Source organism: Fischerella sp. PCC 9605 (assembly GCF_000517105.1).
In the GTDB taxonomy this organism is placed as follows: domain Bacteria; phylum Cyanobacteriota; class Cyanobacteriia; order Cyanobacteriales; family Nostocaceae; genus PCC9605.
Map to the genome: position 1 here is coordinate 777308 of NZ_KI912149.1, position 23463 is coordinate 800770.

Consider the following 23463-nt stretch of genomic DNA (forward strand, 5'->3'; position numbering starts at 1 on the left):
ACTCTCCGTTTTGATTTCCTGGTGTAGAGACGTGCCATGGCGCGTCTCTACATTGTTCATCCGGCTGTTTATTTTTTGACCTCAGCCTCGGTCTTTATTCTTTACTCCCGCAGGCAAGGTGCTTTATAATGGCTTTCAAAACTATATTGTTTTCATGGTTCGGTTGCCGCCCGAGCGGTTTTCTTTCGTGCCCGCTCCGAAGGCACTTTCTTATAGTAGCTACTCCACACCCCTTTGTCAACTATTTGAGAAAAAATTTTTGAACTACTTTTTTTGATATTCCAAAACTGCTCACAGTGCTGACTTTAGGCAACAATGGGTTAGGCAATGTTGAATTTACGGAAGGGTTGTTGTGAATTTTCAGTCGGTAATAGAGGTTTTGCACAAATTTTGGAGCGAGTCTCTTTCAGAGAGACCTGGCGGTCAACGCGGTTGTCTTATCGCTCAGCCTTACGATATTGAGAAGGGAGCGGGAACTAAGAACCCCCACACATTTTTAAGAGCCTTGGGGCCAGAACCTTGGGCAGTTGCTTACGTTGAACCTTGTCGTCGCCCTACTGACGGTCGCTATGGCGAAAATCCCAATCGCTTTCAGCATTATTATCAGTACCAGGTGCTGATTAAGCCTTCGCCAGATAATATCCAAGAGATTTATCTAGACTCCTTACGGGCTTTAGGCATCCGTCCGGAAGACCACGATATCCGATTTGTGGAGGATAACTGGGAAGATGCAACGGTAGGCGCTTGGGGTACTGGTTGGGAAGTGTGGTTAGATGGGATGGAAATTACCCAATTTACCTACTTTCAGCAGTGTGGAGGAATTGATTGTCGTCCTGTATCGATTGAAATGACATACGGTCTGGAAAGACTGACTATGTACCTCCAGGGAGTGGAGGCGATGACTAAGATCCAGTGGACGGACAATATTAAATATGGAGATGTTCACCTCCAAGGCGAAATTGAACAGTGTATTTACAACTTTGAAGCCTCAAATCCAGAGATGCTGCTGACTTTATTTAATATGTACGAGCAAGAGGCGCAGCAATTGACAGAGCGAGGATTAGTTTTACCCAGTTTGGATTATGTATTGAAGTGTTCGCACACATTCAATTTGCTGGATGCAAGAGGCGTAATTTCAGTTACCGAACGGACTCGCTACATTGCCAGAATTCGGCATTTAGCACGCAAGGTAGCGCAACTGTATGTGGAACAACGAGAAAAGTTGGGTTTTCCACTGTTGAATCAGGTAGCTGGCTCAATCAGCAACTGATGGGCATTACATTATTATTTGGAGATGCGTTAGTGTAGCTCTAATCCAAGCAGCTTGCTGGCATCCCTTGCCAAGTTATGACTTACGCATATATCCTCAACCCTTTTCAAAAATGGGGAAATAGATTCTGTGTTATTGAAGGGAATGTGAAAACCAAGTGATGGTGTGAATAAGATGGTTAATTTAACTGAGGTTCTAGAACTGATAGCTGCTTGGTTTCGTAGTTTAGGCATCCCCGAACCGATAATGCATTGGGGACACCCAGCAATGATGGGAATTGTAATCTTTGCGATGGGAAGCTTTGTAGGGTTCACTGGTTGGCGAGGGCGACTAGCTGAAGATAAGGAAGTAGCGATGAAAAGTCGCACCGACCATCGCAAACTTGCACCGTGGATGTTTTTATTTATGGCGCTAGGTTACACAGGTGGTGTGCTGTCTCTAGTAATGCAGCGTCAGCCAATTTTTGAAAGTTCTCATTTTTGGACTGGTTCAATTTTGCTGTTATTGCTGGGGATTAATGGTGCAATTTCTTTGAGTAAATTTGGTGGCAATAAACCTGGATTACGTGCACTTCATGCATATTTGGGTAGTACAGCACTTTGTTTGATGCTTGTTCATGTTGTATTGGGATTGAAATTAGGCATGTCTTTGTGATCTGGGTATTGCCAAAGATAAAAAACGCCCTCAGACTATAAATCTGAGGCTATACAAACAAAGCCTGCATAGGCAGGCTTGATCGAGTCCGCGCAGGCGGACTTTGTTTTTGTAGCTGCGACTTTAGTCGCTAGGTATTTTCATAAGAATTGTGATGATTCAAGCAAGTGGTGTGATTATCTGTCTTGGTTACATTATTGGGTTGCTGTTTACAGCAATTCCTTGGGGTGGCGTTTGGATGATGCTTTTAGGTGTAGTGGGAGCAGTTATTTTTCAAAGACGACGCTTGATCCTACAGAAAATATCGCAAAAAACCAAGACAGCACCGCAGCTGTTGTCAACTATTCCTCATCCAAGGATATGGCTAATTGCTGGGGTGGTGGGATTGTTGGCAACTTTGTATTTTCCACTACGAGTTCCCCAACCGGGAGCAAACGATATCAGTAAGTTTGTTCCATCAGAGAATAGTAACCAAGAACAAATTTTTATTGTGCGTGGTGAGGTGGTGAGTACACCGCGCTTAACTCGCAGTCAGCGAGGACAGTTTTGGCTAAAAGCAACTAAGCTTGATGAAGTTAAAAATGACAAGGGATCGGCAGGTGCAAGTAAAGGTGTAACAGGTAAGTTATATGTAACAGTGCCTATACTTCAGGCTACTGGATTGCACTCTGGGCAAGAAATTGCTGTGACTGGGGTTTTGTACAAACCGAAACCACCATCAAATCCCGGTGCATTTGACTTTCAAAAATTTCTTCAGCAAGAAGGAACATTTGCTGGTTTGGTCGGAAGACTGGTAGATGTGTTGGATGAAGAACAACATCAATGGGGATGGTGGCAAGTTCGAGAAAGAATTGTGCGATCGCAAGTTCAGTCTTTGGGTGTTCCAGCAGGGCCGCTTGTGAGTGCGATGGTGTTGGGTAGCAAAGCTGTTGATTTACCTTATGATACCCGTGATGTGTTTGTCAAAGCTGGTTTAGCTCATGCTTTGGCTGCTTCTGGGTTTCAAACTTCGTTGATTTTGGGTGTAGTGTTGGGATTGACAAAAGGTTTCAAAGAATCAACCCAAATTGCCCTTGGTAGTTTAGCTTTAATTATTTTTCTATGCTTGACAGGTTTCCAACCTGCGGTGCTAAGAGCTGTAATTATGGGATTTGCAGCTTTAATTGCTCTAGGATTAAAACGCAAAGTCAAACAACTAGGATCGCTGCTGGTTACTGCAACTCTGTTATTGTTGTTTAATCCTCTGTGGATTTGGGATTTAGGATTTCAGTTAAGTTTTTTAGCAACTTTGGGGTTGATAATTACAGTACCACCCTTGACTCAACGTTTGGAATGGTTGCCACCTGCGATCGCTTCTTTAATTGCTGTTCCTCTCGCAGCTACGATCTGGACTTTACCAGTTCAACTTTTTGTATTTGGAGTTGTGCCAACTTATAGTCTATTGCTGAATATTGTTAGCACACCATTGATTTCAGTTATTAGTATAGGTGGGATTGTTAGCGCTGTAGTTGCGTTAATTGTACCGGAAACTGGCAGTGTGCTAGCTGGAGTATTGCATTACCCTACTGATTGGTTAATCAAGCTAGTAGAATTTTTTTGCAATCTACCAGGAAATTCTTATGCTGTCGGCAAAATTGGTACTTGGCAGCTGCTAGCTATTTATATGCTGATTATATTAGTTTGCTTGATACCTTGGTGGCAAAAACGATGGTGGCTTGCTGGTTTCATTACCCTTGGGTTGGTGCTAATTCCGATGTGGCACTCTGTAAATACGCTATTTCGGATCACGGTATTGGCAGCTGGTGAACAGCCTGTTGTGGTGGTTCAAAATAGAGGTAAGGTAACGCTAATTAATAGTGGTAATGAGGAAACAGGACGCTTCACAATCTTACCGTTCTTACAACAACAAGGTGTGAATCAAATCGATTGGGCGATCGCTTCTGATTTTGAACACAACGGTAGCAACAGTTGGCTAGAAGTGTTGCAAAGTTTGCCAATTAAAGTCTTCTATGATTATGCTCCTACTCAGGAAAATGCCCTTAATAGTCAAGTAATTCAACAAGTAGTGCAAAAGCAAAAGGGCTTTTACCAAGCTTTGCCAGTAGGTCAAACTATCAGTGCTGATGCAATCGTTGCTCAATTACTTAACAATGAATTGCCTATTTTACAAATGCAGATTCAGGGTCAATATTGGCTATTAGTAGGCAATCTCAAACCCACGGAAATACGTCAGCTAGTCCAAACAGGAGGATTACCTCGTCCGCAAGTGTTGTGGTGTCCTGGTGAGACCTTAAAAGAATTGGTTACTACCTTGCAACCACAAGTGGCGATCGCACCTAGCGCCAACATTGACCAAAAAGCTTTACCAGAAGAAAACCAAAGTCAGACAAAACTATACTTTACAGGCAGAGATGGAGCAATTCAATGGACTGCCAATGGTGAGTTTGAAACATTTATCCAAGCAACAGAAAATAATACTTCAGTGTTGTAAATGTCATCGGCTTTAGTATCTTCAGTTGCGTTTATGCTGTTTTAAAGAATCTGATAATTTCACGAACATGATCGAGAAATTGTCCATCAGTGGAAAGTTGTGCGATCGCAGCTCGTGCATCTCTTGCTAAACGTTCGTGTTCTGTCTGATTTGTAGCACGTAATTCTTCTAAATTAGCAGAAATCCGAGCTAATTCTTTACGTGTTTCTTCTGCATAACGCTGTTGATTTGCTACGACTGAGTAAGAATTTTCTGGATTAAGTTGTTCTTCTAAACGCTTGATACTTTCTTCTAGGGTGTAAAAGCGGTTGCGGAGTTCAAATATATCTTCTCGGGGATACTTCCATTCATCACGAATTAAATTCAGGCGTGCATATAAATATTCATAAGCACTGATAGCTGGACGTAAACCTGTTAACAGTAAAGCCGCACCAGAACCAATATATCCTACAGCACTAATACCTGTGGCGGACAGGATATAAAGACCCGCGGCTGAGAATAGGTGTAAGGCAATAGCAATAATGAGCGATCGCTTTGCTAAAACTTTAACGTAATCAACTTGTTTCTCATCTACGGGAATTTCTTTTTCAGTTGATTGTTCTCCTTCTGCTAATACTTCTTTTGCTTTAAAATATACGTTCCACGGCACAGTTACAATCACTAACAGCCACCAAAAACTTGCACCACCAATTACCCAGTCAAGGAAACTACCAGAAGGTACATGAAACCATTGCAATACACTGAAAATTAGCAGCACTAAAGCTACAACTCCGATACTAGAGCTGATAAAAAAGTTAAAATACACAATCTTCTCTCCTGTAGAGGTATCGCTTCCATCTTGACTGTGGATGAGGAGAGAAGCTGAAATGCTTGTGATGGTTTTTAGAGTTACACACAATAATTTGGATTTTGTTGTTTGTTGGTAGTTGGTAGTTGGTTGGAGTAACCAATAATCAACAAACAACAACCAACCAATAACCATTAACTACTGAATCAGATAGCTGTGCCAAACAGGTTCAGTGTCCTTGCGGACTTTTTCGGGAAGCAACAACCGCCAAGTTTTACCTTCTTGTTGAAGTTGCAGATAAACTTCAAACGGTTTTTGTGGTTGTGTTAACTGACGTTTTGGCAGTTTAAAGGTGAGGTTATACGTTCCACGAACGCGGTAAGTTAGCAGATTTTGAATAGTCAGAGGTTTTTCTTGATTAATTGATAGGTGATTTATTTTAAATCCTTGGAAATCTAGATCCAATTGTTGGTTGAGTTGTTGTTGGGTTTTCTCTAACTGAAGTGCGATCGCTTTTTCCACTAATTGACTTGTTGGTGCAAGTACGGTGGTAGTACACGCAGTCAATAGTCCCAGCAAAATTAAAATCACAATTAATCGCATGATTCCTGCTACTCCTTTATAGTCTTGTCTGCGTTCAAGGCTTGTCTAATTTTCATAACTTTTTTAAAAATAAAAATGCTGCGCCGAGTCACCAGAAATTCTCGAAATACTTTCACGTCATGAATTTTACAGTAAGTAGATAGTTAAATACAGCCATAAAGCCAGATTATACAAATAGATTTGATAGTAGAACTTTGTATAATTTTCTCCGGAACCTTACGTCATGAAGTACTCTTTTGTTTAAGAACATTCATATTTTTTAGAATTTGGCGATCGCGTAGCTAGTTTTGTTAAGCAAAAATAAATTTTTTGTAAAAATCAAGACGATTAATTAGACAAACACACGTAACACTACTTAAAATACATCAGAACAATTTCATACAAAAAAAATAGGCAAAAATATGAGTGTTCTTGTTAAAAAGCTACGTAATCGAATCTTAAGAAATGTTTATAAAGTTTCGTTCTTGCTAAATCAAGCAGAACGAGATTATCAAGCAGCGCTAGAACAACACTTTGCTCGTCTACCTGTTATTTCAACTGCAGATTGGAACTTGGTTGAGGCTATTAAACGTGAAGGAGTAGTAGTTACTTCACTAGAAGCTTTATGTATCCCTTCTACAGAGCAAATGTTTGCAGCAGCAAAAAATTTAATGCCAAAACTGCCAAAAGGTAGTTCTGGTGATAACAATGAGTATGTTGTTCATGCTAGTTCTGAACAAATGATGGAGTACCCAGAAATTTTTCTGTGGGGACTCGAACAGCGTTTACTCAATATTGCTGAGAATTATATTGGTTTGCCCGTAGCTTATCATGGTGCATATTTTCGCAGAGATATTGCCAATCAAGTCGAACGTAAATCTAGGCTCTGGCATATAGATGTAGAAGACAGAAAAATTCTGAAAGCGATCGTGTATTTAAATGATATAAATGAAGATTATGGACCATTTCAGTATATTTCAAAGTCCCTAACATCAAAAATAGCTAATTCTTTAGGATATAAACAGGGATATATTCAAGAAAAAAGAATGCAAAATGTTTTATCGCCATCGCATTGGAAATCATGCACAGGTTCTGCTGGCACAGTAGTTTTTGCAGATACTGGCAACGTTTTTCATAGAGGTAAAATACCTATAGATGGCGATAGAATAGCAATATTTTATGATTACACTAGCAGACAGCCAAGATATCCATTTTATTGCAAATCTTCCCTACCTGGGGAGGATTTGCTGTTAATGGCTGACAAGTTATCTGAACAGCAAAAACCGTATGTTTTATGGCGATAAAATCTTTCAATTTACTTGGAAAACGCCAGATAAAAGTTTCTCAAACTTCCTGAAAGTATTCAGGATAACGCACCATACCACTAATATTTGTCAAAGCATTAGGTTTTAGCTCTAATGCCATAAATACTGGATCGGGAATAGATAATGATGATTGCAAGCCGAATTCGCTTGCTGTTTGGAAACCAAAGCGTTGATAATAATTCGGCTCTCCAACAACTATGACAATGGCATGATCCAATTCACAGCATTTTGATAAACCTGCTTGTATTAACTTACTACCAATACCTTGGTGCTGGCGTGATGATATAACTGCTAGTGGTGCCAGTACTAGTGCTGGAATAGTTTGCTGAGGCGCTTCAATAACTATACGACTAAAAATAATGTGCCCTAGCACCTGTTGATTTTCTACTGCTATGAGCGACAATTCGGGTATAAAATTCGGAGAGTGACGGATTTTGTCTACAAGGTCAGCTTCTTCTGTTCGACCAAAAGCATCTATTATTACTTGGCGAATCTTTGCTATTTCTTCGTTTGTTTCTGGGATAATATTTAGCATTATTAACTTTCTGCTATGCTAGCAACACCTGATTAGCTGTCAGGGTGAGTTCAGGAAAGATTTGAGAGATAATCCGGTCATTGCCCCGGAAAACCGCTTGTTCATAAAATCTGTCTACTAAGGTGAAAACTGTTACCCCAAGCGGATACTTTGGATCATTCTCAATAAAGTCCACCACCCAGTATTCAGGAATCTCTACGACGTTGTATTCAGCCCGTTTCCGCCTGTGGTCAATAATTTTGGTTCCCTCACTCACTACCTCAACTACCAATAGGGGCGGCGAGTCAACCAAAACAGCAAACTGATTTTGCAGTTCCTGCCACTGTGACGCTGTAACCACACAAATATCTGGAATCTTAGAGGTTGCCCGTCTACCAACACCAGGAACCATCACTCCTATAGAACTGTGCCGAGAAATCCAATCCTTTCCCAGACGTTTAATTTCCACTTTGAAGATGTCATTTAAAGCATCAGTAATGTCTGCATGTTTACCTCGTGCTGGGGGCATTTCTACCAACTCCCCATCAACAAGTTCATAGCGCTTATCAGTCCCATCACAGAATTTTAAATACTCCTCAAAGCTAACATTGGCTATTGTAGCCCTCATGATTTTGCCTCACCTATTGCCCTTAACTTATAAATTTTATTTTGCCCCTACAATATCATTGCTTCTTTTTTACGTCCTCTGCGATTCTATAATTCTTTATCCACTAAACTTGTTAACAACTTTCACTAGTACACTTGAACTTCGAGCTTCCCAGGTAATCAGTGCCTATGGTGCATATTAAACGGGTGGAACTTACCAATTTTAAATCCTTCGGTGGCACTACCTCTGTCCCTCTGCTGCCGGAGTTCACTGTCATCTCTGGACCAAATGGTTCCGGCAAATCAAATATCCTTGACTCACTACTATTTTGTTTGGGACTCGCTAGTTCTAAGGGAATGCGTGCCGATCGCCTACCCGATCTTGTCAACACCACACAAACAAGCAAATCTCGTTCTACTGTCGAAGCGATCGTGACAGTGACGTTTGATTTGTCAGATCATCAACCGGATGAACTCTTAGAAAGTGAGCCTATTGTTTCTACGGTGGAAGTGGATACCCTCCCCGCTAGCGAGGAGGATACAGGAAGGGTTCAGGAGGATGTAGGAGAAGCAGAAGAAAGCGAGGATGAAAGAAATCGTAAAGAAAAAATCCGCGCTAAACCTGGCGGAGACTGGAGTGTGACTAGAAGGTTGCGCGTTACCCCACAAGGAACTTACACTTCCACTTATTACATTAATGGTGTCTCTGCCACACTTACAGAGTTACACGAAGAATTAGAGCGGTTGCGTGTTTATCCAGAAGGTTACAACGTCGTTTTGCAAGGGGACGTAACCAGTATTATTTCTATGAACGCTCGCGAAAGGCGGGAAATTATTGATGAATTGGCAGGGGTGGCAGCATTTGACCGTAAAATTAACCAAGCCAAAGAAACTTTAGAACAAGTTAAGGAAAAGGAAGATAGCTGTCGCATTATCGAAACAGAATTAACCGCACAGTGCGATCGCCTTTCCCAAGACAAAGCCAAAGCCGAAAAATACCAAAAACTTCGCACTGAATATTTGGAAAAACAAAAGTGGGAAGCGGTGTTGTCTTGGCGTACGCTGCAAAATCAACAAGAAAAATTAGCTAACCAAATTCAAGCAGGCGATCGCAATAAGAGTGAACTCACAGAACAACTTACTAACCTCAATACAGTCATCACTCAAACAAACACCGAACTTGAGCAACTCAACGCCCGTGTGAAAGCATTGGGAGAAGAAGAACTTTTAGCAGTACAATCAACCCTTGCTAACCAAGAAGCAGAACGCAAACAATTCCAGCGCCAGCAAACGGAACTAACAACAGCATCCCAAGAAACAGCGAAGCGTCTTGCTCAAACTCAGCAAGAAATTCAACAGCACCAGCAAACCATAGAACAACTAGTGCAACAACAAAATGTAGAGACGCGAAATTTCGCGTCTCTACAAACTGAACGGGATGAAGCACAACAAGCATTAGAAAATTCGCGCCAAGCAGCGGCGGAAATTGCTTCTGCTTCCGAGGCGTGGGTACAGCAACAAACTGCACTCAACCGCCAAATCGAAACTTTATTGCAAACCGTCGAACCTCAACGTACTGAGCAAGCACAACTACGGGAACGCGATCGCCAACTACAGCAGCAAATTCAAGAGCAAACCCAACTAATTGAAAGCATAGAACCGCAATTAGCCGAAAAACAAGCAGAGTGTGCTAGTTTGGAAACAGAATTTAACGCTGGTAGCGAACCGATCCAAGAATTAGCGCAAAATCTTACCGCCACAGAACAAGAGCTGCAAATTCAACAGGAAACTCAAAAACGCCTGTTGCAAGAGCAGCGAGAGAAACAACGCCAGTTGGATAAATTAGAAGCACAGGCGCAAGCGCAACAAGAAGTGCAAGGAACCGGCGCAGGCAAAGTCATCCTGCAATCAGGAATGCGCGGTATTTGTGGGTTAGTTGTGCAGTTAGGACGGGTGGAACCACGCTTTCAACTCGCTTTGGAAATTGCTGCTGGTGCGCGTTTGGGACATATTGTTGTAGAAGATGACTCAATTGCAGCTGCGGGAATTGAACTGTTAAAGCAAAGACGCGCTGGTAGAGCCACTTTTTTACCACTAAACAAAATTCATGTCCCCAAATTTACCCCTGATGCAACACTGCGCTTGGCTCAAGGTTTTATTGGCTATGCTGTCAATTTAGTAGAGTGTGCGCCTCGTTATCGAGATGTGTTCGCTTACGTTTTTGGCAGTACGGTTGTATTTTCCACCTTGGAACACGCGCGTAAAAACCTGGGATTGTATCGGATAGTGACCTTGGAAGGGGAATTGCTAGAAACTAGTGGTGCGATGACTGGTGGTAGCATCGTCCAGCGTTCGGCGTTGCGGTTTGGCAGTGGGGAAGCGGCAGAATCTGAGGAAGTCGTGGCACTGAAAAAGCGCTTGGTGGATGTAGAGCGGATTTTAGAACGTTGTACAGAGGCGATCGCATCTCTTTCTACCCGCACCAAACAGCTTTCACAAGAACTAACGGAAGCACGACAGGTGCGGCGCGAACAGCAACTGCAATTGGAGCAGTTACAAAAAGAAATAAAAACTTTGACAGCACAGCTGGAAAGTACGCGATCGCAGCTTGCCCAAAACAGCGAAAGATTTGCTCACGCTCAATCCCGCTTGGAAATTTTAGACCGGGATTTACCAGAACAAGAGCAACAATTGCAACAATTACGTCAGGCATTGGCAGAGTTAGAAGCATCTCAAACTCCCCAAGAATGGCAACAAATCCAAGCAGTCATAAAAAATAAAGAGCAACAATTGCAACAACGAGATAAAGCATTAAGGGAAGCAGAACAACGCCTAAAAAGCTTGGAAAATCAACAACAGCGATTGCAAGAAAAAATTCAAGAAGCAGAACAGCGTATTACTGAATATCAAAATGAACAAGTAAATCAGCAAAACCAATTAGCTGCGCTGAGAGAACAAGAAGCAGCACTCAGCAGTGAAATTGCTGCAACTCGTCAACGTTTCAATGAAATGGAGGCGAGTTTGGGAGAAGAAAAACAAAAACGCGATCGCACTGAACAGGAATTGCGATCGCACCTGCTGCGTCAACAACAATTAGAGTGGGAAATCCAAAAACTCCAAGAAACTCAGCAGACACGGCGAGAGGAACTCGCCAACGTGCAAGCGCAACTGCAAACAGTGGCGGCGGAATTGCCATCTCCCTTGCCAGAAGTACCGGATAAAGTTGATTTAGAAGAATTGCAAAAAGAATTGCGATCGCTTTCTAAGCGCCTGCAAGCAATGGAACCAGTCAACATGCTGGCTTTGGAACAATACGAACGTACCCAAAAACGATTAGAGGAACTCAGTCAAAAGTTACAGACATTAGAAGCAGAACGCACTGAATTACTGCTGCGGATTGAAAACTTTACTACTTTGCGCCAACGCGCTTTTAAAGAAGCCTTCGACGCCGTTAATGAAAACTTTCAATCAATTTTTGCCACACTTTCTGAAGGTGACGGCTATTTGCAACTCGACAATCCCGAAGATCCATTTAGCAGCGGATTGAATTTGGTGGCACATCCAAAAGGCAAACCCGTACAGCGCCTAGCTTCCATGTCTGGGGGAGAAAAATCTCTCACCGCATTAAGTTTTATTTTTGCCTTGCAAAGGTATCGTCCATCGCCATTTTACGCATTTGATGAAGTAGATATGTTTCTCGATGGGGCAAACGTAGAACGATTAGCTAAAATGATTAAACAACAGGCGAAACAAGCACAATTTATTGTTGTGAGTTTGCGTCGCCCGATGATAGAATCAGCCGAACGCACGATTGGCGTTACTCAAGCAAGAGGAGCCTTTACTCAAGTTTTGGGTATTAAGTTACAATCGTCTAATAATTCGGCTTGAGAATTTGTTAATAATAGTGTATAGATAAACCGGATTCGAGATCAGGACTCGGTATAGAATGACCTCTGAACAAGTAATTAGGCGTTCCGATATTTTAAATACTCAGGTAATCACCCGCGACAATGGCAAGCGGCTAGGAATAGTAAGTCAAGTCTGGGTTGATGTAGATCAGCGAGAGGTTGTGGCTCTTAGCTTGCGAGACAGCCTGATCTCTGTGTCTGGGATACCGCGCTACATGTACCTCAACAACATCAGCCAAATCGGGGATGTGATTCTGGTTGATAACGAGGATGTGATCGAAGATATTGAGGTTGATGTATACAGCAACCTCATTAATTGGGAAGTGATTACAGAAACTGGTGAAGTCTTAGGCAAGGTGCGGGGCTTCAAGTTCAATGGAGAAACAGGTAAAATCTACTCTATTGTCGTTGCTTCTTTAGGACTGCCACAAATTCCAGATTCATTCCTGAGTACCTACGAACTGTCGGTGGAAGAAATTGTCAGCACAGGCCCGAACAGACTGATTGTCTTTGAGGGAGCTGAAGAACGGGTAACTCAGTTGACAGTTGGTATCTTAGAGCGCTTAGGTATCGGTAGAGCGCCGTGGGAGCGGGAAGCAGTCGAAGACTACAACTATGCTCCGCGGACAGTAGCACCATCAAATCAGCTGCCAAGTGGTGTACCAATCGAGCCAATTAAGCCGAAGGTTCGCGCTCCCGAACCTGTAGCGCAAGAATGGGACGAAGATTATTACGAAGAAGAACGGCCTCCCCAACGTCGGGTAATGGAAGCGCGATCGTACGAATCGATTCGCTACGAAGAAGAGGAAGAAGATAACTGGAGTGAGGCAACGGGTAAAGATAGGTATGAAGCCCAACCCTACGAACCCCCACAGCCTTATACCAGCAAGGCTTACGACGAAGATTACGAAGATTACGACGACGATCTCAATCGCGATGCTTGGGATGACGAGCCACCAAAGCCAATAAACATTCCTAAGAAGGTGAAAGAGAGACAGCCAGAGTACGAAGAAGAAGGCGGATATTAAGTTTACCCCTCTCCCCAGCCCTCTCCCCGCTTGCGGGGAGGGGGTTATTTTATGTAAAAGTATTTTTCCTCAAACTTTCAAGACAAATTGGAGATTAACTAAGATAGCTTTGCCTAAAAAAGTAGCGATTTTAAACGCAGAGGGGCACAGAGGTAAGCGCAGAGGGACGCAGAGTCTTGGTACAAAATTTTCGCTATGAATTTATGAAATGTGTACTAAGTTCTGATACCTGAAAATTGGGGTTATGGTTTTCAACCATGCCAGTGAATCCACCGATGGAAAGCTGAGCGCTGTCTTCTATACTATCCAATCGGACATATATGAAGTGTTATAGAGTGCGATCGCCCTTACCAATCTTAGGAAACACCAAGGGAGTAGCTTTTGTGTGCCACCTGCCCCAGTGTCCAGTCCAGTGCCAGGTTATATAGGGCACTGAATGTCTCTGTCCTCGCTGCATTCAGTTCTTGGGCGAGGTGGGGGTATAGCCGTCCCTTCGCTTGCGTTAACTCTAGAGCCTCTGCTTCAAAGATAGGTAGGTATCAAATAAAAATCAGCAACGCCCACATCTTTTAGTCTTTTACCATAAGGTTGCAATGCAAACATTAGCTGCACCCGCGCTTAGATTAAAATTATTAGTAAGGCTCATGTAATCAAGGAGCACCTATGGCTACTGAGATTAATCTGCAAGGAAATATACGTAAAAGTAACAGTAATTTTCCAGAGGAAGAAGAAAAGATATTCCAATGGACAAAGCAGTGGTACCCAGTAGCCGTTGTAGGCTTCCTAGACTCGTCTCGTCCCCATGCTATGCAATTACTGGGAAAGAATCTTGTCTTATGGCGGGATGGCTCCGGTAAATGGCGTTGCTTTGAAGATTTTTGTCCCCATCGACTTGCTCCTCTTTCTGAAGGTCGCGTGGAGTCGGATGGCACGCTAATGTGTGCCTACCACGCTTGGCGATTCGATTCTGAGGGGAAATGCGTCAGTATTCCCCAATCTAAAGATCAGCAGACTGAGGCGAAAAACTGCTCAAATCCCAAATCCTGTGCTGTCGCCTATCCAACGCAAGAACGCCAAGGGCTATTGTGGGTATGGGCAGAAGCTGGCCCCCAAGCTCAAGTAGAAAGTCAATTGCGGACGCCGCGAATTGTTCCAGAACTGGAGGATGATTCTGGCAAAGCGGTACAGCTATCTTGGAATGTGCGCGATCTCCCCTATGGTTGGGACTTTTTTATGGAGAATGTGTCAGATCCAGCCCATGTACCCGTCTCCCACCACGGAATTATCGGCAATAGATACAAAGATGCTAAGTACTACGACATGATTCGAGTCCGGGAAATGTCTACTCAGGAAGGGTTCTCCTTTGAAATCACACCAGTAGACCCAAGCATAGAGCAAGCGGTGCATGACTTCCAACCACCCTGTCACATGAGAATTGTCTCAACCTCGAAAGATGGCGGGAAGCTGATCCTAGTTTTATATGCTACTCCGACCCGTCCCGGATGGTGTCGTCATATCGGATGCCAGGTGTTGGTAAAAAATGAGGCAGGGAAAAAGCCGAAAGGTTTGGGATTTTTTGGGCTACCGATGCCAACATGGTTAGGACATATACTCGGCTCCCTGTTTCTACACCAAGATTTGGTTTTCCTCCATTACCAAGAGAAGATTATCGCCCAACGCAGCAAGGGCAAATGGTTGGATGCAGTTTATACACCCAATCCCCAAGATAAGATGGTAATCACGTTTCGCCAATGGCTGGAGAAGCGAGCTGGGGGTAGTATCCCTTGGGCTTCAGGATGTAACTCTGAACTTCCCCATGTAGAACGAGACAAACAAAAACTCTTTGATGTATGGACAACTCATACTCAAAATTGCAAAGTTTGCCAAGATGCTCTGAAAAACATTAATCGCCTCACTGTACTGACGTATGTGACTGCTGCTTTGTGTTTGTGCCTAGGTGTGATTGTGGATGCACGAACTGTAGCGATGAGAAGTGCGATCGCAGTTATGGAACAAACTCGCACATCCGTTTTCACTTTTGTCCCCCCAGCAGAATTCTGGTGGGCACTTGGAGGCGCAATTTTATTTGCAGTTGTGGGATATCTGCTGAAGAAATTTAGTCGCCTGTTCTATGTTTATGAGTTTGAACACGCCCACAATGATTGATTAAGAGCGATCGCTCTTAAACTCTAAAAAATAAACTAGGTTGCTAGACTCTAAAACTGTATCAATCGCAACCAACCTTTTGGGCTGTCAGGTGGCTCAATAGTTTCAATTTACTCTGTTGTAATTTCTTGAAGTTGGCGATCGGGTTAGGCTCAAAAATGACAAATTATGAAAAGTCTCAAAACCGTGGGACTATCTTAATCGAGCATTAAAAATATCGATAAATTTATCTATGAACCATTCCTCGATTCCAGCACAAGAATCCTCTGTCATCTGGTCTAACCTGCTGCAACAATTATTAGACTGCCAATCTTTATCACGCACTCAAGCCGCAGAATTGATGCAAGGATGGCTCAATGAAGCTATCCCTCCAGAGTTGTCAGGGGCAATTTTAGCCGCATTCCACTGCAAAGGTGTGTCTGCTGAGGAGTTGGCAGGAATGGCTGAAGTATTGCAATTCCAGTCTCTAGGGGCATGGGGCAAGGGGCAAGGGGCATGGGGCATGGGGCATAGAAAAGATCCGATGCCCAATTCCCAATTCCCAATGCCCAATTCCCTAATCGATACCTGCGGCACTGGGGGGGATGGGGCATCAACATTTAACATTTCGACAGCTGTTGCTTTTGTTGCTGCTGCCTATGGCATACCCGTTGCCAAACATGGTAATCGTTCGGCATCAAGTCGTGTTGGCAGTGCTGACGTATTGGAAGCGTTGGGCATAAATCTGAGTTGTTCAAGTGAAAAGGTGACAGCAGCGTTAAAAGAAGTAGGGGTCGCTTTTTTGTTTGCTCCTGGTTGGCATCCTGCACTCAAGGCGGTTGCTTCGTTGCGGCGAACTCTTAAGGTGCGGACAGTGTTCAATTTACTCGGGCCGTTGGTAAATCCTTTACGTCCAACAGGGCAGGTAATTGGGGTGTTCGATCCTAAGTTGTTAGTAACAATTGCTCAAGCCTTACAGCAACTAGGTACGCAAAAGGCGATTGTGCTGCACGGGCGAGAAAAACTGGATGAAGCAGGCTTAGGTGATATAACTGACTTGGCTGTTTTATCTGGGGAGGAGGTACAGCTAACGACACTGAATCCTCAGGAATTGGGTTTAACCCCTGCTCCCCTATCAGCACTGAGAGGGGGTGATGTCCAGGAGAATGGAGAGATTCTGAAGGCTGTACTGCAAGGTAAGGGAACACAGCCACAACAGGATGTAGTGGCGTTAAATGCTGCATTGGCCTTGCAAGTGGGTGATGCTATACCACTGTTAGATCACGCTCAAGGCTTAAAAGTGGCTAAGGATATTCTCCAGAGTGGTGCGGCTTGGGCGAAGTTGGAGGAGTTAGTCCAGTTTCTGAAGAATTGAGCTGATGCGAGGAGGATGGAGGGCGAAATTCTACTACATCGCGCTTAATGGTAATCTCGTAGTCGCCAAAAAAGTCATGTCCCAAAAGTCCAGTTTCTAGTTCTGTTCCGGCGATCGCCACTGCGATTTTTTTCGCAGTCATCCCACCAACATCAATTGAATCTACGTAACCGATGGGAAATTCCACTGCTTTGGCACTGGCGGTATTTGCCTTAGCTTTGCCTACAGGCACTATTGCCAAAGCATTTGCCATATCTTGGGTGATTACGGTGCCACTAGCTCCCGTATCCAAAATCATCTCAAATTGCTGATTACCATTAAAGGTAACGTCAATGATTGGCGTACCCCCGACTCGCCGTTTAATTGGAGCAACAAATACCACTGGTTCACTTCGCCGCGTACTCGGTGCTGCAAATACCTGTTGCGGGTTAGGCGGCGGAGGTGAGAATACTGTTAAAGGTGGTAGTAATTGTTCTGGTGTTTCTGGAGGAGGTTCTTGTGCAATCTTTGGTGTAGGAGATGCTTGGGGAACAACAAGTACGATCCGCTTTGGTTTTGCTTGTGTTGTGACTGGTGGCGGAGACTCCCAGCGAGGAGAAGCTTGCTGTTGGGCGTATTTGATTTGGCGTTGATATTCTAGTATTTTGTTTTGAGCACTAGTGAAGTATGGGCTTTGTCGCTCTACTTGCTTCATCAGCGCGATCGCATCTTGATACTGGTTAGCCACCAAATTCCAATCTTCTGGCGATTGAGCAGATTGACTGATAGTATCAGCACTGGCTGCTTTGTCTAGTCCCAATTCAAAACTGTTGGGTTGCATCTGAGAAGTTTTGATTGGTTGTGGTTCTGGGCTTGCTGTTGGCAATGCAGTAGTCTGAGGAGATGCGATCGCACTGGACGCAGTTGATTGTGGCGTTGGTTGCGATCGTTGTTCATCAGTCATGACCATCTGTTTGTCTTCACGACAAGCAACAGCTAAAATCGCCAGTGTGAAGGAGAAAAATATTAGCCCAACTTGGGAGAAAAAAGACTGAAGCATAATTTTCTATAATGCCTACCTTCTCCATACACCCACGATACTTTGGAATAGGGTCTGTATCCACTTGACAAAATAAACGCCATTCTTTGCCTACTATCGTAGCCGATGCACAGTGTTCTAGGAACCTTTTGACATGTGGCTATTGTACCGTAATAAATTAAGGGGCTTGAATCCTCGATCTTTGGAGCGCTTATATTCCCCCTCCCCGACACCCTTACACCCGTCCCAAAGGAGCTTGGTCAAGAAAAAATTGAATAGGTTGAAATAAAAACGGCATAATTATACAGAATTCAAAAACAATGATGAATGCTAAAAATTTCATAATTCATAATTCATAATTCATATGCCTCTGTTTGACGCAATACCTGCTCTACTTGTTCTCGCTGACGGAACCACTTATCGCGGTTGGTCTTTTGGTGCCACAGGTACCGCGATTGGGGAAGTGGTGTTTAACACTGGTATGACCGGATATCAAGAAGTGTTGACCGACCCTAGTTACTGCGGTCAGATAGTAGTTTTTACTTATCCTGAATTAGGAAATACGGGTGTGAACTCAGAGGATGAGGAGTCAACTAGACCACAAGTGCGAGGAGCGATCGCACGGAATATTTGTAACCGACCGAGTAACTGGCGCTCCACGCAATCCTTGCCTGACTACCTCAAACAGCACCAAATACCAGGCATTTACGGCATCGATACCCGCGCTTTGACCCGGAAAATTCGCATCTATGGAGCCATGAACGGCGGTATTTCCACAGAAATTCTTGATGAAGCCGAACTACTAGAACGAGTACTAGCAGCTCCTTCCATGAGTGGATTAAATCTTGTTCGTGAAGTTACCACACAAACAGTTTATGAATGGTCAGATCCCACTCATCCAGTGTGGGAATTCAACCCAGATGCCACAGCCAATTCTGAACAAACCTTTACCGTTGTAGCCTTGGACTTTGGTATCAAGCGCAATATTTTGCGTCGTTTGGCGAGTTATGGATGCCGCGTAATTGTTGTTCCCGCCCATACCCCACCAGAGGAAATTCTCAAATACAATCCCGATGGAATTTTTCTGTCCAATGGCCCCGGCGATCCCGCAGCTGTCACTGAAGGAATTGAAACTACCAAGGCGTTGCTTTCGGCTCAAAAACCGATGTTTGGTATTTGTATGGGACATCAAATTTTGGGTCATGCGCTGGGAGCAGAAACTTTTAAACTAAAATTTGGGCATCGTGGTTTGAACCAGCCAGCAGGTCTACAACAGCAAGTAGAAATTACCAGCCAAAACCACAGTTTTGCGATCGATCCAGACACCTTACCCAATGCAGTTGTGGAAATCAGCCACTTGAATTTAAACGATCGCACCGTCGCTGGGGTACGTCACAAGAACCTGCCTGTATTCTCCGTCCAGTACCATCCAGAGGCTTCTCCTGGCCCTCACGACGCTGATTACCTGTTCGAGAATTTTGTCCAAGCAATGCGAGCAGTGCGTCAAGCAGAAACAACCGGAGTAAAGTAAAAGTAGTAAAAATGGAGAAAGTGTTGTTAAAGATTGGGAGATGGGGAGATTGGGAGATGGGAAGAGAATTTCACCCCACCTCCCCACCACCCCACCTCCCAATCTCGGTCGGTTGTAGACAACATCCACCAAAACCATCTATACTTGAGCGTTCACGATCAATATGAGGAGGGAATTATTGCTGAGCCACTTAATTTAACCGTTAGCCTGAGAGGTACTCGAGAAGTCCGGGATAACTGTCAGCTATTCCGCCTCACAGGTTTGTTAGACGCGTTTTCTGAGCCAACATTTCGTAAGGTACTTGGCAGCAAGATTGAAGAGGGACCCAAGCATATTATTCTGGATCTCTCACAAATCGATTTTGTTGACAGTTCCGGCTTGGGAGCTTTGGTACAGCTAGCCAAGCAGGCACAAAATGCTGAAGGTACTTTGCAAATTGTTACCAATGCTCGTGTCACTCAAACGGTCAAGCTTGTTCGCCTAGAGAAGTTTCTCATGCTGCAATCTTCAGTCGATGCTGCTCTAGAAAACATCAAATCATTTTGATTGCTTGACCGTCCAGACAAAATTAGCTATCCGATATTTCAATCTGGATAGCTTAATTTTTATTTAATTGCCTTGGGTAAAAGACCCTTATGCACAGGGACGCACAATAAAGGAATAAACTCTTCTTCTTCCTTTTGCCATGACAGGTGACGCCAGGTAGTTTATGCCTCTTAACTCTGTCGGCAGTCGCACCCTGCAACCTAGACGCCTTTTGGGCATCTACAACGGAGGGAACTTCCCAAGACGCGCACTGCCTCCCCAACCCCACGCTTCGTGGGAAACCGGAAGCAAAGCGTTATAGCACGTGCCGTCACCTAGCGTGTAAACCCCTGCAACGCGCTGCCTCCTCTGCCTTCTATCTTGAAGGCAGAAGAGGTAAATGCTTACACAATAAGTGTTTGGTTGACTTTTAGGGTAGTATTATTTCTGCCCAAATCAAAGATGAAGTGAAACAAAAATTGACAAAACAATCCCAAAAAAACTATGAAGAATGGGATTTTGATACTTCACAAGTTCACACTTCATTCTAATCTAAAAGAAAGTTGTCGTGCAGTTCTGTAGTTGGTTGTGCTTCGTGCCAAAGTCTATTCAGAGTCTCTACTTTCTGTAAACTGAGTTTCGGAGGGTTATCCCAACAACACTAAAGTCTCTGTTGAACTTAACAGTTGACAAAATGTTAATTTCCAATTAAAAAGCTAAAATTAGGAAGTGAATTTTGAGCCTGGATTATGCTAGGTAAACCTGCACAACATCCTGCGAGCGAAAAAAACAATGCCTAAACATGACCTCCCCTATATAGCCTAAGAGGAATAGCTCACTTGTGAAATCAAAGGAGGAAAAATTACTACATGAACAAGGTGAACATCTTCAGGTAGATTCATCTTGGTGCCAAGTAATGCAGGCAGCCACAGGGCATTTATCTCAACAAATTTCCCAGGCACAACTACAACAAATTTCTCCTACAGCTCTAGCATATTTGGGAGATGCTGTATATGAACTGTTTGTGAGGATGTTTTATCTCATGCCACCGCAGCGAAGCGAAACTTATCATCGTTTGGTAGTGGCACAGGTAAAAGCGGAAATGCAGGCGCTACACTTGCGATCGCTAATTCCTCATCTGCAACAAAACGAGTTAGAAATTGTCCGACGGGGTCGTAACGCCGCCACAGGACGCCCGAAACGGGTTGATCCCGAAACTTATCAACAAGCAACAAGTTTAGAAACCTTAATTGGCTACCTCTATCTCACTGATTGCCAACGCTTAACAGAACTGTTGCAAAAACTGCAATTAGAAAAATAGTGAGAAATCTACCTCACAATAGCAGAATTACCTTTTCTAAGTTAAGGTAGCTAGGCTATAGGGATGCTCACTCACACGCTTAACCCAAAACTCTTATGACAAACAAAACAAAAAAAATTATTACTTCCGGCGAAAAGAATCGTGGGCAACCCTTGAAATTTAAGAGCAAGCGAGTTGTTCCTAATATTGTTCGCACTTCTACAGATATTGATGAACAGAGGGTTAGAAAACAAACCCATGATAGCGATCTCATCTACGGTCGGTATCCGGTTTTGAGTGCGTTGGAAAATCAGCGTTTTCTCAATCGTATTTGGATTACTCCCCGCCTGCGCTACGATCCCCGCTTTCACTCTCTGATTTTACAAGCAAAAGAAAATGGCACAATTATCGACGAAGTTGAACCCAAGCGCTTAGATCAAATTACCGACGGAGGCAACCACCAAGGTGTGGCAGCGCAAATCGCCCCCTACGCCTATATCGAATTGCACGAGTTGATCGAAAAAGCTACATCTGTCACCGATCCTGTTATTGTTGCTGCTGATGGCATCACTGACCCCCATAACTTAGGAGCAATCATTCGTACAGCAGAAGCAATCGGTGCTCAGGGATTGGTGATCCCACAACGCCGTGCTTCCGGTATTACTTCTACAGTGATGAAAGTCGCAGCGGGTGCTTTAGAAAACTTTCCCGTTGCCAGAGTGGTGAACTTGCACCGTGCTTTAGAGGAATTGAAAGCCGCAGGCTTTTGGATTTACGGCACTGCTTGTGATGGCGGTAGCGAACCAATACAAACAGTAGATTTCAATGGTGCGATCATTTTGGTAATAGGTTCTGAAGGGGAAGGTCTGAGTTTATTGACACAACGTTCTTGTGATGTTTTGGTGTCAATTCCCTTACAGGGCAAGACTCCTAGCCTCAATGCTTCAGTCGCAGCAGGCATGGCACTGTATGAAATTTATCGTCAACGCTGGATGAAAAATACGCTGCATTTCGATAAATTACAAAAAACTACTTGGAAAAAAGAATAGTAACAGAGTATAAAGAAATGTAAAACCACTAAAAACAGCAGCACACTTTTTTAAACCCAGTACCACGTTAATAAATTGGCGAAAACCATGAAAACTATTTGGGATAGCACTAATTGGGATAGCACTAAGGAATTTTTGATTAACGCGTTCCAGAATTTTGGATTAGCTTGGTGGGTGGAAATCGTCACACAGCATCCCCGTTGCACATACTACTTTGGGCCATTTTTAAATTCTGCGGAAGCTAAAGCAGCGATCAAAGGCTACGTAGAAGACTTGGAACAGGAAGGAGCGCAAGGAATAGCTGTGAACGTAAAGCGCTGCAAACCAGAAGCATTGACAATTGCTGAAGACCTGGGGGAACGGATTGACCGCAAAGTACAGCCTGCCTTTAGCGGTCAAGTGTAATCAATAAGGCTAGTTACATAGTCAAGAGTCAAAAGTCCATAGTCAAAAGTTGCTTTTACTAATGACTAATGACCAATGACTATTGACTATTGACCATTGACTATCTGTGGATGTGCCTCCAGCCAAAAGTCTATATCGCTCAATACCCGATCGGGAATTTCCCAGGGGAAAAGATGGGCAGTGTTAGCGTAGCATTGCCACTGGCAATCACTGAGGTGTCGGGCTGTTTCTAAGCTAGCATCAGCCGTGATATGGCGATCTTGGGCACCAGCAAGTACTAAAGTAGGGCACTGAATTTGCTTGAGGTCAGTAAGGCGGTTGTATCCTGCTTTTATCGCTGTATAGAGTGCGCGAGTTGCAGCCGCAGAAGTTTGCAAATAGGCTGACACTGCATCTTTGGCAATGTAGCTGTAGCTGGTGGTGGTATGTTGTTGGATCAGGTAGCGAAAGAGCGATCGCTTGCCAAACGTCTCAATATTCCACTGCCAGCCTGGTTTGATCCAGTTCACCACAGAGGCAATTCCAGTATATAAATTATCCTGCCAATTCACAGGCGGATGATTGCCTCTTGGTCGAGCAGCTGTTGCCACCAAAATTATGCCAGTGACGCGCTCAGGTAATCTCAGTGCTAATTCCATTGCTAAAATGCCACCCAACGACCATCCCAATACTAGGCATTTTTGAATTTGAAAGCGGTCTAGAAGGACTTCTAAGTCAGTCAAATGGTCGCTCATATCAAAATTGCCATCAAACCGGCTTTTGCCGTAACCGCGTAGATCTGGAGCGATAGTTTGGAAGCGTTTTGAGAGGTGATTAGTAAAAACAGAAAGACTAGAACCGGAACCAGGATGACCATGTAAACAGAGAATGGGAAAGCCTTGGCCTTGGATGTAAACGTTGAGAGGAGTGGTTGTGGAGTTTGGGAAATGAGAGCGATCGCCCATAATATT

The 23463-nt window shown here is 43.7% G+C and carries 20 protein-coding genes; 14 read left to right on the plus strand and 6 right to left on the minus strand.

Annotation, left to right across the window (positions count from 1 at the left end; genetic code table 11):
* The first annotated feature begins 352 nt into the window (after positions 1–352).
* The 3 genes from glyQ (at position 353) to FIS9605_RS0118290 (ending at position 4415) form a co-directional block, all read left to right on the plus strand.
* The gene (gene glyQ / locus FIS9605_RS0118280) at positions 353–1270 is read left to right on the plus strand and encodes a glycine--tRNA ligase subunit alpha (RefSeq protein ID WP_026733893.1); all 918 of its coding nucleotides are present in this window, start codon (positions 353–355) and stop codon (positions 1268–1270) included.
* 174 nt (positions 1271–1444) lie between these two features.
* Complete coding sequence (locus FIS9605_RS0118285; RefSeq protein WP_026733894.1) at positions 1445–1924, plus strand: DUF4079 domain-containing protein; 480 nt, start codon at positions 1445–1447, stop codon at positions 1922–1924.
* A gap of 154 nt (positions 1925–2078) precedes the next feature.
* On the plus strand, positions 2079–4415 hold the full coding sequence (locus FIS9605_RS0118290; protein ID WP_026733895.1) for a ComEC/Rec2 family competence protein: 2337 nt from the start codon (positions 2079–2081) through the stop codon (positions 4413–4415).
* Positions 4416–4446: 31 nt separating this feature from the next.
* Here the strand turns inward: FIS9605_RS0118290 and FIS9605_RS0118295 are convergent, their stop codons facing one another.
* Positions 4447–5220 (minus strand): hypothetical protein, encoded by a 774-nt coding sequence (locus FIS9605_RS0118295; RefSeq protein WP_026733896.1) that lies wholly within the window; start codon positions 5218–5220, stop codon positions 4447–4449.
* A gap of 180 nt (positions 5221–5400) precedes the next feature.
* Entirely contained in the window at positions 5401–5805 is a 405-nt protein-coding gene (locus tag FIS9605_RS0118300; RefSeq protein ID WP_026733897.1) for a hypothetical protein, read from the minus strand.
* A 401-nt stretch (positions 5806–6206) separates the two neighbouring features.
* Between FIS9605_RS0118300 and FIS9605_RS0118305 the strand changes: the two genes are divergently transcribed.
* Positions 6207–7088 (plus strand): hypothetical protein, encoded by an 882-nt coding sequence (locus tag FIS9605_RS0118305; protein WP_026733898.1) that lies wholly within the window; start codon positions 6207–6209, stop codon positions 7086–7088.
* 40 nt (positions 7089–7128) lie between these two features.
* On the opposite strand, the gene FIS9605_RS0118310 is transcribed toward FIS9605_RS0118305, so the two are convergent.
* The gene (locus tag FIS9605_RS0118310; RefSeq protein ID WP_026733899.1) at positions 7129–7644 is read right to left on the minus strand and encodes a GNAT family N-acetyltransferase; all 516 of its coding nucleotides are present in this window, start codon (positions 7642–7644) and stop codon (positions 7129–7131) included.
* Between the two features lie 13 nt (positions 7645–7657).
* A complete protein-coding gene (locus tag FIS9605_RS0118315; protein WP_026733900.1) occupies positions 7658–8251 on the minus strand; it encodes a Uma2 family endonuclease in 594 nt (197 codons plus the stop codon).
* A gap of 167 nt (positions 8252–8418) precedes the next feature.
* Between FIS9605_RS0118315 and smc the strand changes: the two genes are divergently transcribed.
* From smc to trpD, 4 genes are all read left to right on the plus strand, one after another.
* Positions 8419–12117 carry a chromosome segregation protein SMC gene (gene smc / locus FIS9605_RS0118320; protein ID WP_026733901.1) on the plus strand — a complete coding sequence of 1233 codons (3699 nt, stop codon included), beginning with the start codon at positions 8419–8421 and terminating at the stop codon, positions 12115–12117.
* Between the two features lie 58 nt (positions 12118–12175).
* Positions 12176–13165, plus strand: a complete 990-nt coding sequence (locus FIS9605_RS0118325) for a PRC-barrel domain-containing protein (protein WP_026733902.1) — start codon at positions 12176–12178, stop codon at positions 13163–13165.
* 663 nt (positions 13166–13828) lie between these two features.
* Positions 13829–15331: an aromatic ring-hydroxylating dioxygenase subunit alpha gene (locus tag FIS9605_RS0118330; protein WP_026733903.1), complete on the plus strand. Its 1503-nt coding sequence runs from the start codon at positions 13829–13831 to the stop codon at positions 15329–15331.
* A 232-nt stretch (positions 15332–15563) separates the two neighbouring features.
* Positions 15564–16685, plus strand: a complete 1122-nt coding sequence (trpD, locus tag FIS9605_RS0118335; protein WP_026733904.1) for an anthranilate phosphoribosyltransferase — start codon at positions 15564–15566, stop codon at positions 16683–16685.
* Here trpD and FIS9605_RS0118340 read toward each other — a convergent pair.
* Entirely contained in the window at positions 16615–17724 is a 1110-nt protein-coding gene (locus FIS9605_RS0118340) for a retroviral-like aspartic protease family protein (RefSeq protein ID WP_026733905.1), read from the minus strand. The genes trpD and FIS9605_RS0118340 overlap by 71 nt on opposite strands.
* A 343-nt stretch (positions 17725–18067) precedes the next feature.
* Here FIS9605_RS0118340 and carA point away from each other — a divergent pair, with 343 nt between their 5' ends.
* From carA to FIS9605_RS0118365, 6 genes are all read left to right on the plus strand, one after another.
* Positions 18068–19234 carry a glutamine-hydrolyzing carbamoyl-phosphate synthase small subunit gene (carA, locus tag FIS9605_RS0118345; protein ID WP_026733906.1) on the plus strand — a complete coding sequence of 389 codons (1167 nt, stop codon included), beginning with the start codon at positions 18068–18070 and terminating at the stop codon, positions 19232–19234.
* Between the two features lie 144 nt (positions 19235–19378).
* A complete protein-coding gene (locus tag FIS9605_RS0118350; RefSeq protein ID WP_026733907.1) occupies positions 19379–19780 on the plus strand; it encodes an STAS domain-containing protein in 402 nt (133 codons plus the stop codon).
* Between the two features lie 163 nt (positions 19781–19943).
* On the plus strand, positions 19944–20081 hold the full coding sequence (locus FIS9605_RS44130) for a hypothetical protein (protein ID WP_197036078.1): 138 nt from the start codon (positions 19944–19946) through the stop codon (positions 20079–20081).
* A gap of 519 nt (positions 20082–20600) precedes the next feature.
* Positions 20601–21080 (plus strand): Mini-ribonuclease 3, encoded by a 480-nt coding sequence (locus FIS9605_RS0118355; protein ID WP_026733908.1) that lies wholly within the window; start codon positions 20601–20603, stop codon positions 21078–21080.
* A gap of 95 nt (positions 21081–21175) precedes the next feature.
* A complete protein-coding gene (rlmB, locus tag FIS9605_RS0118360) occupies positions 21176–22108 on the plus strand; it encodes a 23S rRNA (guanosine(2251)-2'-O)-methyltransferase RlmB (protein WP_026733909.1) in 933 nt (310 codons plus the stop codon).
* An 87-nt stretch (positions 22109–22195) separates the two neighbouring features.
* Positions 22196–22513 (plus strand): DUF1816 domain-containing protein, encoded by a 318-nt coding sequence (locus FIS9605_RS0118365; protein ID WP_026733910.1) that lies wholly within the window; start codon positions 22196–22198, stop codon positions 22511–22513.
* A gap of 86 nt (positions 22514–22599) precedes the next feature.
* Here FIS9605_RS0118365 and FIS9605_RS0118370 read toward each other — a convergent pair whose 3' ends face one another.
* Positions 22600–23457, minus strand: coding sequence for an alpha/beta fold hydrolase (locus FIS9605_RS0118370; protein WP_026733911.1), 858 nt, complete (start codon positions 23455–23457; stop codon positions 22600–22602).
* Between the last annotated feature and the right edge of the window lie 6 nt (positions 23458–23463).